This is a genomic window from Streptomyces sp. CC0208 (assembly GCF_003443735.1).
In the GTDB taxonomy this organism is placed as follows: Bacteria; Actinomycetota; Actinomycetes; order Streptomycetales; family Streptomycetaceae; genus Streptomyces; species Streptomyces sviceus.
Genome location: NZ_CP031969.1, coordinates 4,998,883 through 5,012,144, shown reverse-complemented (window position 1 = coordinate 5,012,144; position 13,262 = coordinate 4,998,883). Strand labels below are relative to the sequence as shown.

Sequence of the window (13,262 nt, the reverse complement as noted above, 5' to 3'; positions counted from 1 at the left end):
GGGAACTGCGCGACCAGCCACAACGAACCCGCAGCCGCCACCCCACACGCACCCCCGCCCCACTAGGCGCCCGGCCCCGAAAGCAACGGCATCGGATCCACCCCGACGCTCCCCGGCAAGAACTCCGCGATCGATTCCGGCGTCCACCCGCCGGAGGCATACGCGGCGCGCAACTCCCGAGGCTGAGCCCACACCGCGATCTTCGGCCCCGCCACGGTGTACACCTGCCCGGTGATCTCCCGAGCCCGCTCGGACAGCAGGTAGACCACCATGGCGGCCACGTCCTCCGGCTCCCCGATCTCGGTCAGATCGAAGGGAACGTTCGCCGACATCCGCGTACGAGCGACCGGCGCCACCGCGTTCGCGGTCACCCCGTACTTGTGCATCCCGAGCGCCGCACTGCGCACCAGCGAGATGATCCCGCCCTTCGCCGCGCTGTAGTTGGCCTGCGAAAAGGACCCCTGATGATTCCCGCTGGTGAACCCGATCAACGTCCCCGCGCGCTGCCGGCGCATCACCGCGGCGGCCGCCCGAAAGACGGTGAACGTCCCCTTCAGATGGGTGGCGAGGACCGGGTCCCACTCGTCCTCGGTCATGTTGAACAGCATCCGCTCCCGCAGAATCCCGGCGACGCAGACGACACCGTCAAGGCGCCCATAGGAAGACAACGCGGCATCGACGACCCGCTGCCCACCCGCCATGGTCGAGATGTCGTCGGCCACGGCAACCGCCTCACCGCCGGCCGCCTCGATCTCCTTCACCACCCCCGAGGCGATCTCGCTCGTGGGAGACGCGCCGTCCACGGACACGCCGTAGTCGTTGACGACGACCCGCGCACCCTCCGCCGCCGCGGCCAGCGCGACCGCCCGCCCGATCCCCCGTCCCGCGCCCGTCACGGCGACGACCCTGCCTGCCAAGAAGTTCCCCACGCCCGGCCCCTTCCCGCGGTTTCTGACGGACCGTTAGATTCTATGACCCGTCAGATGTGCGGACACAAGCCCCGGGGAGGGCCCGATGTCACTTCCGGCCGCGTTCCACGACATCGCCAAGCGCGTGAACAACTGGGGGCGTTGGGGAGCCGACGACGAGATCGGCACCTTGAACCTGATCACCGACGAGGTCGTCCGTGAGGCCGTCGCGACCGTCCGCACCGGCCGCCGCGTCCCCCTCGCCCTCCCGCTCAGGCAGGACGGCGTGCAGACCGGGATGATGCCGGGCCGGGTCAACCCGCTGCACACGATGGTGCAGATCAACCAGGAGATCTTCGGTCCGGGCACGGTCGCGTGCAGCGACGACGCGGTGACCATGGGCCTGCAGGCGGCCACCCACTGGGACGCGCTCACCCATGTCTCGCACTCCGGCCTGCTCTACAACGGCCGCCCGGCCGGCACCATCACCCCGCACGGCGGCGCCGAGTTCAGCGGTATCGACAAGGCCCGGTACGTCCTCTCGCGCGGGGTGCTGCTGGACGTGGCCCGCGCGCGGGGCGTGGACCGGCTCGACGGGGCCCACGCCGTGACACCCGAGGACCTGGAGGCCGCCGAGGAACTCGCGGGCACCCGGGTGCGGTCCGGGGACATCGTGCTCGTACGGACCGGGCAGATCCAGGTGTATCTCGCCGGGGACAAGGAGGCGTACGCCTATCCGTCGCCGGGCCTGTCGGTCCGCACCCCGGAGTGGTTCCACGCGCGCGATGTGGCCGCGGTCGCCAATGACACGCTCACCTTCGAGATCTTCCCGCCCGAGATCGAGGATCTGTGGCTGCCGGTGCACGCGCTGGACCTGGTGGAGATGGGGATGCTCCAGGGCCAGAACTGGAATCTCGAAAAGTTGTCCACAGCCTGTGGAGAACTCGGCCGGTACGCGTTTCTGCTGTCCGCGATGCCCGAGCCGTTCGTCGGCGGCACCGGAACACCCGTGGCCCCGGTGGCCGTTCTGTGAGGAGGTCGGCCGGCGGCGCGCGCAGGTCCGCCCCGAGCACGGCATCGCGCGCCGCCGTCATCGATTTCCCTCCGCCCTGAGGAAATCGACACCGCGTCACGATCCGCACTCGTCGGGGGTTCCCGTCACCGGAACCCTCGGCGTCCCCTCGCGGCGAATCGCTGACCACCAGCGTCATCAATCGAACACGGTGCGTCAACACCCGTACGGGGATTTGTTGCTTACGACCCATTTGTCACGACCGCGCACGGATGCACGTCCGGCGCACCGCCTCCGCGGCGAGGAAGGGGTGGCGGCGATCCCTGCCACCGTGCGCCGGTCACACCTGCCGCCGTGCACCGGTCACACCGCCTCGAACGCCAGCCCCTCGTAGGTCGAGGCCTCGATGCCGTAGGTCTCCATGACCTGCCGCGGCCGCTCGCAGCGGTCGAGTTCGCACCAGATGCTCTTGCCCGTGCCCTCGGGGCTCCAGCCCCAACGGTCCGCGAGGCCGTCGACGAGGGCCAGGCCACGGCCGCCGGTCGCGTCACCGTCCACACAGCGCGGCACCGGGGCCTGGTCGCTGCGGTCGGCGACCTCCAGGCGGACGGTGGCCGACTCCACCTCGTCGCCCGGCAGGGACAGCCGCAGGACAGCCGGACGGCCGGTGTGCACCACGGCGTTGGTGACCAGCTCGGACACCAGCAGGATCAGGGTCTCGGCGAGCGATTCGTCGATCCCTGTCCCGGACCCGGCGAGCCGCGAGCGGGCCCACCTCCGGGCTCGCCCCACCTCTGCGGGGTCGGGCCGGATCTCCAGCTGCACTTGAAGCACCTGCACCGCTCACACCATCCGAACCGGCGGGCACATGGCCTCGCGCCTCACGAGGGCCACGATCGTAGCCATTTTTTGCATGACCAGAACAATGACCAAAGCCGGGGTCACAGAACGTGAATCCCTTACGAGACAGCATGGTTGACGTACAGTCACGCCAACAAGCGCTTCGGGCATATTCCAGCGCGAAGGAGTACCCCTGCGGGATACTGTGCGACGCTCGCCGCGGGGAGTCGAACAGGCGGTGGACACAGGCCTTCCCGCCCTGCGAGCAGCGGCGCGCACCGCCGGGTCCGGGGCCGCCCCATCGGCAACACCGGCATGGCTCGTGCTCGGAACCACTCGCATCTCACACAAGGTACCGGAGCAGGCCGCCGACTCCAGGACGTGACGAGTCACACATAGGACACAACCCGATATCAACGCTCCGTGATTCCGGTATGCCACAATCCGCGACACCCGCTCCGGACGCCCCGGAGAGCGGGCCGGTCGGGGGCACCTCAGGCCAACAGATCGACGGCGAGCAACTCCTCACTCTCCGCACCGCCGCCACCCCGCCGGGCCCGCACCCAGGCCCGCTTCAGATGCAGTTGCACCTCGCACTCCCAGGTGAAGCCCATCCCGCCGTGCACCTGGACACAGTCCCGTGCGCCCCGCTCGGCCGCCTCGTCGGCCAGCAGCCGGGCCGCGGCGATGTCCACCGGGTCCGCGGTCACCGCGGCCGCGTACACCGCGGCCCGGGCCGTCTCCGCCCGCACCAGCATCTGCGCGCACAGATGCTTGACCGCCTGGAAGGCCCCGATCGGCTGCCCGAACTGCTCCCGCGCCCGAGCGTGTTGCACCGCCAGCTCACACACGCGCGTGGCCGTGCCCAGCTGCTCGGCGGCGGTGAGGAGCACGGCGACGGGATCGGCGGCACGCGCGTGTGCTCCGGGAGCCCGGTGCAGCGGCGTCAGCGGATCCACCGACTTCAGGGCCACGGCCCCGGTGGCGTCGCCGCGTACGACGTCCGCCTCCTCCAGCCACTCCACGAGCCCGCCCGGGTCGACATCGGCCACCACGACCTCGCCCTCGGCGGCCCCGGGCACGACGTCGGCCGCAAGGTGCGTCGCCAGCAAGGGACCGGGCAGCAAGACCCGCCCCGCCTCCTCGAAGACCAACACCGCCTCCGGGAGCCCGAGTCCGACCCCGCCCCGCGCCTCCGGCACCCGCAGCGAGAAGAACCCGGCGGCTCCCAACTCGCGCCACAGGGCACGGTCCAGACGAGGATCGTCCACCGCGGCCCGCAGGGCCTCCCCGCCGAAGCGTCGCGCGAGCACCGCACGCACTCCATCCCGCAACGCAAGCTGATCGCCAGTCAGTTGAAAGCGCATGTCACAGCCCCTTCTCAACGCGGGCCGGGGTGAACACCCCCAGGGGCGCGGGGAACAGCGCGACCAGCCACAGACCACCCGCAGCCGACCGCTACCGCCCCTTCGGCAACCCAAGAACCCGCTCAGCCACGATGTTCCGCTGAATCTGCGAGGTCCCCGCCGCGATCGTGTACGACAACGAGGACAACCGCTCCAGCACCCAGGACTGTTCGAGATCCAGCGACTCCGCACCCAGAACCTCCGCCGCCGCGTCGAACAACTCCTGCCGCGCATGCGAGTACCGGAGTTTGAAGACGGACCCTCCCACCCCCGGCACCCCGCCACTGGCCTCCGCCGCGCTCACGTTCCACTGCGTCAGCCGCCACAGCGCCCGGAACTCGGCGTTCAGCCGCCCCAGCCTTCGCCTCAGCACGGCATCGTCCCAGCGCCCGTTCTCCCGTGCCGTGCGGGCGAGTTCACCCAGGACCCGCCGGCACGCGACCACCTCGCCCACAAAAGCGGTCCCGCGCTCGAACGACAGCGTCACCATCGTCACGCGCCAGCCGTCGTTCTCCTCGCCGACCCGGTTCGCCACCGGCACCCGCACCTCGTCGAGGAACACCTCGGCGAACTCGGCGGACCCGGCAAGGGTCCGCAAGGGCCGCACCACGACACCGGGCGCGGACATCGGCATCGCCAGCCAGCTGATCCCGCGATGCTTCGGAGCCGCCGGATCGGTCCGCACCAACAGCTCGCACCAGTCGGCGACCTCGGCGTGCGAGGTCCAGATCTTGGAGCCGGTCACCACATAGTCGTCGCCGTCCCTGCGCGCACGGGTGCGCAGCGCCGCGAGGTCGCTCCCGGCGTCGGGTTCGCTGAAACCCTGGCACCAGACCTCCTCGCCCCGCAGGATCGGGGGCAGCCAGCGTTCGCGCTGTTCGGGCGTGCCCTCGGCGGCGATCGTGGGCCCCGCGTGGAGCAGTCCGACGAACCCGGCGCCGACATAGGGCGCGCCCGCGGTCTCCGTCTCCTCCAGGAAGATCAGCCGCGTGGTGGGCGACGCGTCCCAGTGCACGTGCGCGTACCCGGCGTCGTACAGCATGCGCTGCCAGCCGAGGTCGTACGCCCTGCGTCCGGGCCAGTCCTGCGGGGACGGCTTCGGCGGCAGCGTGGGGAGCGCCTTGGCGAGCCACTCGCGCAGCCGCGCCCGGAACTCCTCCTCTTCCGGCGTGTACGCGAGATCCATGGCGGCACTCCATATCTGATAACCCGTCAGATACAGCTCGTGCACGAAGGCTAGGTCGCACACCCCTGGACCGACAAGGCGTCGAGCCCTACGCTCTGCCCACGATCTGACGATCCGTCAGCTCAGTTGCGCCACCGAGGGGGCCGCCGTGACCGACACCGCCCACGCGCTCAGCGCGTCCCGCACCCTCTGGGAGCTGGCCGCCCGCCGCGCCGACCTGAGCCCCGACCGCCCGGTCCTGCTCCAGGACGACCGCACGCTCACCTTCGGCGAACTGCGCGCGCGTGCCGAGCGGGTGGCGGCCGGCCTGTACGACATGGGCGTACGTCCCGGCACGGTCGTCGCCTGGCAGCTGCCCACCCGTATCGAGACGGCCCTGCTCTCCTTCGCCCTGGCCCGCCTCGGTGCCGTGCAGTCACCCGTCATCCCCTTCTACCGGGACCGCGAGGTCGGCTTCGCCCTCCGGGAGTCGAAGGCGGAGTTCTTCGCGGTGCCGGGCCCGTGGCGCGGCTTCGACCACACGGAGATGGCCCGGCGGCTCGGCGCCAAGGCAATCTTCGAGGCGTACGACGACCTCCCGGACGGCGACCCGGCCGTGCTGCCCGCCCCGCCCGCCGACGGCACGTCCGTGCGGTGGATCTACTGGACCTCGGGAACCACCTCCGACCCCAAGGGCGTGCTGCACACCGACCGTTCGCTGATCGCGGGCGGCTCCTGCCTGGCGCACGCGCTGCGCCTCACGGCGGACGACGTGGGCTCGATGGCCTTCCCGTACGCGCACATCGCGGGCCCGGACTACACCGTGATGCTGCTGCTGTACGGCTTCCCGGCGGTGATGTTCGAGCAGTTCGCGCTGCCGGACGCGCTGGAGGGCTACCGCAGGCACGGGGTGACGGTGGCGGGCGGTTCGACGGCGTTCTACTCGATGTTCCTCACCGAGCAGCGCAAACGGCCCGGCGAGAGGATCATCCCGACCCTGCGGCTGCTCGCGGGCGGCGGGGCGCCCAAGCCGCCGGAGGTCTACCACGCCGTCGTCCGGGAGCTGGGGGTGCAGCTCACCCACGGGTACGGCATGACCGAGGTGCCGATGATCACCATGGGGGCGCCGGACGACACGGTGGAGAACCTGGCGACGACCGAGGGACGGCCGCCGGAGGGGATGTCCGTGCGGATCGTGGACGGGGAGGTGCGGCTGAAGGGGGAGGCGGTGTGCCAGGGGTATCTCGACCCGTCCCAGACGGCGGAGGCCTTCGACGAGGAGGGCTATCTGCGCACCGGTGACCTGGGGTTCGTGAAGGACACCGGCCATCTCGTGCTCACCGGCCGGCTCAAGGACGTGATCATCCGCAAGGGCGAGAACATCTCGGCGAGGGAGATCGAGGATCTGTTGGCCGCGCATCCGGCCGTCGGGGACGTGGCGGTGATCGGGCTGCCGGACGCCGAGCGCGGGGAGCGTGTGTGTGCCGTGGTGGAGCAGCCCGAGGGGGCCGGGGAGTTGACCTTGGAAGCCGTAACCGGCTATCTGCGCGCGGAAGGGCTGTCGCCGCACAAGCTGCCTGAGCAGTTGGAGGTGGTGGACGCCCTTCCGCGCAACGAGACCCTGCGCAAGGTCCTGAAGTACAAGCTCAGGGAGCGTTATGCGGGGACCGTCATTCGGGGACGGTGAAGTAGCGCGCGAAGGCGGGCACGATCTCGGCCTCGCCGACCTTGCCGTCGCCGTCGGTGTCCAGGGTGGCCGCCGCCGTCTGCGCGATGTCCTCGCCGACGCCCAGGATGCGCAGCACGCGCGCGGTGTCCTCGACGGTGGCGCGTCCGTCGCCGTCCTGGTCGGCGACGGCGAGCGCCGCGTGCAGGAAGGGGCGCGCGATCTCGGCGAACCGGTCCGGGTTGTCGCGCAGCCGCTTGAGGGCGCCGTTCACGAACTCGTCGCGGGTGATCCGCTGGTCGCCGTCCCGGTCGGCGATCCCGGCCATGCCCTGCCAGAACGCCTCCGCGCCGACGTACAGCGCCTGTCCCTTGTCGGAGCGCGCCGCCGTACCGAACTCCGCGAGCAGCGCCTTGGCCGCCACGTTGAAGTCCTCGCGGTCGATGTAGCCGTTGCCGTCCTGGTCGAAGGTGGCGAACCGGCCGGCGATCCTGCGCTCGTACTCGCTGCTGACCATGTCTCTTCGGGCCGCCTCACATCACATCGGGTGCATCTGGCACGGAGCGTACGACGCGAGCGGCGCCCTCGGGGGCCGGAAGGCGGCGCTTGTGCCAGGACCGGGGGAATTTCGGGACAACGGCGTGGCAGACGGAGTGCCCCAGGTCACAGCCGTGCGTACGGAAGGACCTACGGGTGTACGGCTCAGGCGGACAGGGGTCCCGCCTCCTCGTCGGTCGCCGAGTCCAGGTCCGGGTGGACCTCGAACAGGCGGCGGACGCCCAGCGCGCCGAGGACGCGGTTGACGTGGGAGCCGTCGGCGGCGCCCTGGGCCGGGAGGATCAGCCGCAGCTTGCCCCGGCAGGAGTGGATCAGGCGGCGGGAGGCGATGAGGACGCCGACACCACTGGAATCACAGAAGTAGACCTCGGAGAGGTCGAGGACGAGACTGTGGCGGCCCTCGGCCACCGCGTCGTGCACCCGCCCGCGGAGCACCGGCGAGGTCACCAGGTCCAGCTCGCCCGACACACTGAGCACGGTCCACTCGCCCTGCTCGTCACCGGTCACATTGAACGCCACCACCATGCCCTTCATTCGCCGGAAAGCAAACGGAAGCCTTTCCTACGCTTCCCTGCAGCGTGGCTGCCCAGCCGCCGTTCCCTGAAACACAGAGCGAGAAACGGAAACCGTTCGGAAGAGGCTTGTTTTAGTCGGCTTCGATCCTGTTCGATCGGGTCTGGTCAATGAGCGAGCGGGTAGGGGAAGGTCCACTACCACCTGAGGCCCCTCGGGGAGCGCACATTGAAACAAAGGGGCGTGCGCTGCCGGAGGTGCCGACTACATTCGAGGAGACGGTCGACGCAGGCTTGACCGGACACTTCCGGGGGTGAGGGGGCCACATGACGAAGAAGGACGCACCGCCCCGCTGGGACCGCAAGATGCAGCAGCGGCTCGCACGCGGTGAGGCGGCCGCCCTCGGCGAGCTCTATGACCGATTCGCTTCACTCGTGCACGGCCTTGCCCACCGCGTGCTCGGAGACGAGCGCGCCGCCGACGGCATCACCCGGGACGTCTTCGCCCATGTCTGGGAGCACCCCGAGTCCTACGACCCCAAACAGGGCCCGCTGCGCTCCTGGGTCGCGGGCCTGACCCACCGCCTGGCCGTACAGCGGCTGCGGGCCACCGAGACCGCCGCGCTCACCCGGGCAGGCGAGGGCTCCGCCGAGGAACTGGAGCGCAAGGTGCGCCGCGCCTCGGTCGCCGCCCGCGCCGACTACATCGTCCAGTCCATGCCCACTCCGCTGCGGGCCGCCCTGGAGCTGGCCTACTTCCAGCGCCGCGACTACCGCCAGGCGGCCGCCGACCTCAGCATCACCGAGGACGAGGCCCGCCGCCGCCTCCGACTGGGCCTCCAGCTCCTGTCCACGGCGCACGACACCGGAGCGCCCGGCGCTCCGCCGGGATACGGGGGCGCGGCATGAGCGGAACAGGCGGTTTCGAGGCGTACGACGACCAGGACGGCCCCGACGGCGACAGGGACGGCGACGGCACAAGCGGACCGAGCGACCAGGTCGACCCTGGCGACGCGGCCCAGCCGCCCCGCATCCCCCTCCCCCGCGCCTCCGTCGAGGACACCGGCCGGCCGCTGCCCGCGCTGGACGAACTTGCCCCGCCCGCCGTCCCGGTACTGGAGCACCGCGTGCTGAAGTCGCTGCTCGGGGCATGGGCGCTGGCCGCGTGTTCCGCGGAGGAGACGGCCGCCGTGGAGGACCACCTCGGCGACTGCGGCTCCTGCGCCGACGAGGCGCTGCGGCTGCGCGGCGCGGTGGGCCTGCTCCAGCGGCCGGAGAGCCTCGACCTGGACCCCGGCCTGCGCACCCGCGTCCTCGACGGCTGCCTCGACCGGCGTCCGCCGCGCATCCCGATTCCCGTCTGGGCGAGGCCGTACGACGCCGAGACCGCCCGCCTCGACGCCCTGCTGCAGGACTTCGGCGACTCCGAGTGGCACGCCCCGGTCAGGCTGCGCTGGTTCGACGCCGACGAGCCCACGAGCCGCCGCACGACGGTCGCCGGGGTCATAGCCCATCTGATGTCGGTCGACGGCCTCGTCGCGATCGCCCTGGGCCTGGACGACCCGCTCGGTGAGGCCCGCGCGGACTCACCCACACCGTCGGGCCGTACCGAGGCGTACTGGCGGGGCTCGCACTTCCCGCCGACCCGCTCCGTGCGGGCCCCCTGGCGCGAGCAGAGCCACGACCTCGTCCGCACGGTGTCCTTCACCGGAGGCACCGCCGGCAAGCTCGAGGTGGCCTACGGCGACTTCGCGCTCCCCCTCCACGACGCGATGCTGGACCGCGCCTTCGAGTGCTGGGTCCACGCGGAGGACATCGCGGAGGCGGTCGACTACCCCTACGACCCCCCGTCCCCCCGCCACCTCAACCGCATGATCGACCTGGCGGCGCGGATGCTGCCCGCGGTCCTGGCGCAACGGCGGCAGAAGGGGCTGACGTCACCGGCCCACGGACGGCATCTCGTGAGCGCCGGGGGCCCTGGCCGCACCCTGCGACTGGAGATCGAGGGGCTGGGCGGCGGCGAGTGGCTGATCCCGCTCGACTCCCCGGCGGCGGTGGGTTCGGCGGAGCACGAGGTGGCGCACGTGGCGCTGGACGGCGTGGAGTTCTGCCAGTTGGCGGCCGGCCATGTGCCTCCGGCGGAAGCCGCGGCGGGGCAGGTCGGTGACCGTGACGCGATCAGGGATGTGCTGTTCGCCGCGGCGAGCCTGAGTCGCATGTAGGGACGGGGTGCGGTTCGTCGGGCGGCTGCGGGTAGTGGGTGGTTGCTCGCAGCCGCCCGACAACAGACCGCCCCGAGCTCCTAGGCGAAGACGACCGTCCGCCGCCCGTTCAGCAGAATCCGCCGCTCCGCATGCCACTTCACGGCCCGCGCCAGCGCCTGGCACTCCACGTCCCGCCCGATCGCGACGAGCTGGTCCGGAGTGACGTCGTGCCCCACCCGCTCGACCTCCTGCTCGATGATCGGCCCCTCGTCGAGGTCCGCGGTGACGTAGTGCGCCGTCGCCCCGATCAGCTTGACCCCCCGCGCATGAGCCTGGTGATACGGCTTCGCGCCCTTGAAGCTCGGCAGGAACGAGTGGTGAATGTTGATGATCTTGCCGCTGAGCTGCTTGCACAGGTCGTCGGAGAGCACCTGCATGTACCGGGCGAGCACGACGAGTTCGACGTCCTGCTCCCGCACCAGCTCCAGCAGCCGCGCCTCCGCCTCGGCCTTGTTCTCCCGCGTCACCGGAATGTGGTGGAAGGGAATGTCGTACGACCCCACCAGCTCAGCGAAGTCAGTGTGGTTGGACACCACGGCGGCGATCTCGACCGGCAGCGCACCGATGCGCGCCCGGAAGAGCAGGTCGTTCAGGCAGTGCCCGAACTTGCTGACCATCAGCACGACCCGCATCTTGTCCTCGGCCCGGTGGATCTGCCAGTCCATGTGGAAGGAGTCGCCGATCGCCGCGAACGAGGCCCGCAGTTTGTCCACCGTCACCGGCGCCTCGGCCGAGAAGTGGACGCGCATGAAGAACAGACCCGTGTCGTGGTCGCCGAACTGCTGGCTGTCCTCGATGTTGCAGCCGGTCATGAAGAGGTAGCTCGACACGGCGTGCACGATGCCCTGCTTGTCGGGGCAGGACAGGGTCAGGACGTACTGGTCGGCGGGGGCGGACTGCTCGTTCATGCAGGACAGGGTCGCATATCGACCGGAGCGCGGGACACCGCGTCCGTCACGCGGACCGGGTCATGATCTGGAGCACCTGGAGCGTGCGCGGCGGCGCGTCGGGGTCCTCCCCGTCGGCCGTCGCCATCCGCACGTGCGCGTCCCGCGCCGCCCGCACCGCGTCCGGCCACCCGGGGTTCTCCATGTACACGGAGACGGGGGCGTCCGGCCCGACCTGGTGCATGATCCGCAGCACCCGCAGCACGGCGGTGTCGACGAGGGCCGCCTCCTGGGAGTCCCGGAAGATCGTGCCGACGTATTTCTCGGCGGACCAGTTGTCCAGCCAGGTGTCCTCGACGAGGCGGTACACGGCGTCGGTGACGTCCCCGTACCCCTCGACACCGGCCAGCCAGACGTTCTGCTGGAACCCTGGATCGGAGAGCATGTGCAGCGCGGAACGCACATTGCTGCGCCAGCGCCACCACGGCATGTCGTTCTGTGGCATGCCGCCCATGGTGGGGGAGCGACGGCCGCGACGGGAAGAGTTCTCCGAACCTTGCACGGTCACCGATCGTACGTTCTTCCCCCATACGCGCCCCACAGGCCCTCGCTGTTCACCTTTACGTCACCCATCGTCGACCGAGAGTCACTTCCGAGTTGGGGATGTGACGGAAGCGTGTGTGCCCATGACCGGCAGGCGACGCAACCGCAGCCCCTTACTCCCCCGGCACCACCGGCCCGTCAGAGCCACCGCCCTCGCGGCGGGAGCCCTGGTGGCGTGTGCCTCCCTCGTCGCCGGTTGCGGGGTCGTCCCCGGTACCGCGGAGGGCTCCGGGAGCGGCCCGATCAAGGTGATGACGTGGGCCCCCTCGGACACCAAGGCGACCAACAAGCCCGGCATGCCCGCCTTCGCCCGGGCCTACGCCCGCTGGATCAACTCCAGGGGCGGTATCAACGGCCGTAAGCTCACCGTCCTGACCTGCAACGACCACAACGACGGCGTGGCCGCGGCGAAGTGCGCCCGGCGCGCGGTCAAGGAGCACGTGGTCGCGGTCGTCGGCTCCTACAGCCAGTACGGCGACTCCTTCTTCCCGCCGCTGGAGGGCGCGGGCATCCCCTACATCGGCGGCTACGGCGTCACCAACGACGAGTTCACCAGCCCGCTGTCCTACCCCGTCAACGGCGGCCAGCCCACCCTCCTGGCCGGCCTCGGCAAGGAACTCGCCGCGGCCTGCGGCAACGTGACCCTCGTACGGCCCGACACCATCGCGGGCGACGAGCTGCCCGTCCTGCTGGACTCCGGGCTGACCACCGGCCGGCACCGGGCCGCGAGCGACGTGCGGGCGGCGGACGACGCCACCGAGTACTCGGCGCAGTCCACGAAGGCACTCGACAGCTCGACGTCCGGCTCCCGGGCCGCCGGCTCGAAGGACTCGAAGGAGGGGTGTGTGGTGCCCGCGCTCGGCGACCGCACCAGCACCTTCATGGACTCCTTCCGGCGCGCCCGCGAGGACTACCCGACCGTGCGCACCGCCATGGCGATGGGCAGCGTCGACCAGACGGTGATCGACGCGTCCGGCGGGGCCTCGGGGCCCTACGAGGGCTCGTACATCACCGGCTGGTACCCGGTGGAGAGCGACGCCCGCTGGGACGCGATGAAGAAGGTCATCAACGCGGAGGCCTTCGGCGACAACCGCATCGACTCGGCGGACGCGGGGGTGCAGACCACCTGGATCGCCTACACGGTGTTCGAGAAGGCCGTCGAGTCGCTGGGCGGCGGCGAGGTGTCCGCCGACAGCGTGCGCGGCGCCCTCAACGACGGCCTCAAGATCTCCACCGGCGGTCTGACGCCGACCCTCCAGTGGGCCACCCGGGACACCTGGAGCTCCGCCGACGACCTCGCCTCGGTCGGCTTCCCGCGCATGGTCAACGCCCATGTGACGCTCCAACTGGTGCGCCAGGGCCAGCTCGTGGCGGCACGCACGGGCTTCACCGACGTGACGAGGACACTCCAGAACGCGGACGTCAACTGACCCTCGGGTCA

13 protein-coding genes are annotated in these 13,262 nt (G+C 70.8%); 5 read left to right on the top strand and 8 right to left on the bottom strand.

Annotation, left to right across the window (positions count from 1 at the left end; all coding sequences use genetic code 11):
* Positions 1–62: 62 nt before the first annotated feature.
* Positions 63–929: an SDR family oxidoreductase gene (locus D1369_RS23060; RefSeq protein ID WP_007382788.1), complete on the bottom strand. Its 867-nt coding sequence runs from the start codon at positions 927–929 to the stop codon at positions 63–65.
* A gap of 85 nt (positions 930–1,014) precedes the next feature.
* Here D1369_RS23060 and D1369_RS23055 point away from each other — a divergent pair, with 85 nt between their 5' ends.
* Positions 1,015–1,941 carry a cyclase family protein gene (locus tag D1369_RS23055; RefSeq protein ID WP_007382789.1) on the top strand — a complete coding sequence of 309 codons (927 nt, stop codon included), beginning with the start codon at positions 1,015–1,017 and terminating at the stop codon, positions 1,939–1,941.
* Between the two features lie 342 nt (positions 1,942–2,283).
* Here the strand turns inward: D1369_RS23055 and D1369_RS23050 are convergent, their stop codons facing one another.
* From D1369_RS23050 to D1369_RS23035, 3 genes are all read right to left on the bottom strand, one after another.
* Positions 2,284–2,745 carry an ATP-binding protein gene (locus D1369_RS23050; RefSeq protein WP_037900510.1) on the bottom strand — a complete coding sequence of 154 codons (462 nt, stop codon included), beginning with the start codon at positions 2,743–2,745 and terminating at the stop codon, positions 2,284–2,286.
* 509 nt (positions 2,746–3,254) lie between these two features.
* Positions 3,255–4,127 (bottom strand): acyl-CoA dehydrogenase family protein, encoded by an 873-nt coding sequence (locus tag D1369_RS23040; RefSeq protein WP_037900512.1) that lies wholly within the window; start codon positions 4,125–4,127, stop codon positions 3,255–3,257.
* A 91-nt stretch (positions 4,128–4,218) separates the two neighbouring features.
* Entirely contained in the window at positions 4,219–5,352 is a 1,134-nt protein-coding gene (locus D1369_RS23035) for an acyl-CoA dehydrogenase family protein (protein WP_007382792.1), read from the bottom strand.
* A 148-nt stretch (positions 5,353–5,500) separates the two neighbouring features.
* Between D1369_RS23035 and D1369_RS23030 the strand changes: the two genes are divergently transcribed.
* Positions 5,501–7,018: an AMP-binding protein gene (locus D1369_RS23030; RefSeq protein WP_007382793.1), complete on the top strand. Its 1,518-nt coding sequence runs from the start codon at positions 5,501–5,503 to the stop codon at positions 7,016–7,018.
* On the opposite strand, the gene D1369_RS23025 is transcribed toward D1369_RS23030, so the two are convergent.
* Positions 7,002–7,514 carry an EF-hand domain-containing protein gene (locus D1369_RS23025; RefSeq protein WP_007382794.1) on the bottom strand — a complete coding sequence of 171 codons (513 nt, stop codon included), beginning with the start codon at positions 7,512–7,514 and terminating at the stop codon, positions 7,002–7,004. The genes D1369_RS23030 and D1369_RS23025 overlap by 17 nt on opposite strands.
* A gap of 185 nt (positions 7,515–7,699) precedes the next feature.
* Complete coding sequence (locus tag D1369_RS23020) at positions 7,700–8,080, bottom strand: STAS domain-containing protein (protein WP_007382795.1); 381 nt, start codon at positions 8,078–8,080, stop codon at positions 7,700–7,702.
* A 314-nt stretch (positions 8,081–8,394) separates the two neighbouring features.
* On the opposite strand from D1369_RS23020, the gene D1369_RS23015 reads away from it, so the two are divergent.
* Both D1369_RS23015 and D1369_RS23010 read left to right on the top strand, forming a co-directional pair.
* A complete protein-coding gene (locus D1369_RS23015) occupies positions 8,395–8,976 on the top strand; it encodes a sigma-70 family RNA polymerase sigma factor (protein ID WP_007382796.1) in 582 nt (193 codons plus the stop codon).
* On the top strand, positions 8,973–10,289 hold the full coding sequence (locus D1369_RS23010) for a zf-HC2 domain-containing protein (RefSeq protein ID WP_007382797.1): 1,317 nt from the start codon (positions 8,973–8,975) through the stop codon (positions 10,287–10,289). Before D1369_RS23015 ends, D1369_RS23010 begins: the two co-directional genes overlap by 4 nt.
* An 80-nt stretch (positions 10,290–10,369) precedes the next feature.
* Here D1369_RS23010 and purU read toward each other — a convergent pair whose 3' ends face one another.
* Together purU and D1369_RS23000 are read right to left on the bottom strand one after the other, a co-directional pair.
* Positions 10,370–11,239 (bottom strand): formyltetrahydrofolate deformylase, encoded by an 870-nt coding sequence (gene purU, locus D1369_RS23005; protein ID WP_037900514.1) that lies wholly within the window; start codon positions 11,237–11,239, stop codon positions 10,370–10,372.
* A 46-nt stretch (positions 11,240–11,285) separates the two neighbouring features.
* A complete protein-coding gene (locus tag D1369_RS23000; RefSeq protein ID WP_007382799.1) occupies positions 11,286–11,786 on the bottom strand; it encodes a hypothetical protein in 501 nt (166 codons plus the stop codon).
* Between the two features lie 118 nt (positions 11,787–11,904).
* Here D1369_RS23000 and D1369_RS22995 point away from each other — a divergent pair, with 118 nt between their 5' ends.
* Positions 11,905–13,251 carry an ABC transporter substrate-binding protein gene (locus D1369_RS22995; protein ID WP_037900517.1) on the top strand — a complete coding sequence of 449 codons (1,347 nt, stop codon included), beginning with the start codon at positions 11,905–11,907 and terminating at the stop codon, positions 13,249–13,251.
* Positions 13,252–13,262: the final 11 nt, after the last annotated feature.

Bases quoted from the DNA above. Each gene is read 5' to 3' on its own strand.
- D1369_RS23055 (WP_007382789.1), top strand. From the start codon at position 1,015: ATGTCACTTCCGGCCGCGTTCCACGACATCGCCAAGCGCGTGAACAAC.
- D1369_RS23040 (WP_037900512.1), bottom strand. From the start codon at position 4,127: ATGCGCTTTCAACTGACTGGCGATCAGCTTGCGTTGCGGGATGGAGTG.
- D1369_RS23035 (WP_007382792.1), bottom strand. From the start codon at position 5,352: ATGGATCTCGCGTACACGCCGGAAGAGGAGGAGTTCCGGGCGCGGCTG.
- D1369_RS23025 (WP_007382794.1), bottom strand. From the start codon at position 7,514: ATGGTCAGCAGCGAGTACGAGCGCAGGATCGCCGGCCGGTTCGCCACC.
- D1369_RS23020 (WP_007382795.1), bottom strand. From the start codon at position 8,080: ATGGTGGTGGCGTTCAATGTGACCGGTGACGAGCAGGGCGAGTGGACC.
- D1369_RS23015 (WP_007382796.1), top strand. From the start codon at position 8,395: ATGACGAAGAAGGACGCACCGCCCCGCTGGGACCGCAAGATGCAGCAG.
- D1369_RS23010 (WP_007382797.1), top strand. From the start codon at position 8,973: ATGAGCGGAACAGGCGGTTTCGAGGCGTACGACGACCAGGACGGCCCC.
- purU (WP_037900514.1), bottom strand. From the start codon at position 11,239: ATGAACGAGCAGTCCGCCCCCGCCGACCAGTACGTCCTGACCCTGTCC.
- D1369_RS22995 (WP_037900517.1), top strand. From the start codon at position 11,905: ATGACCGGCAGGCGACGCAACCGCAGCCCCTTACTCCCCCGGCACCAC.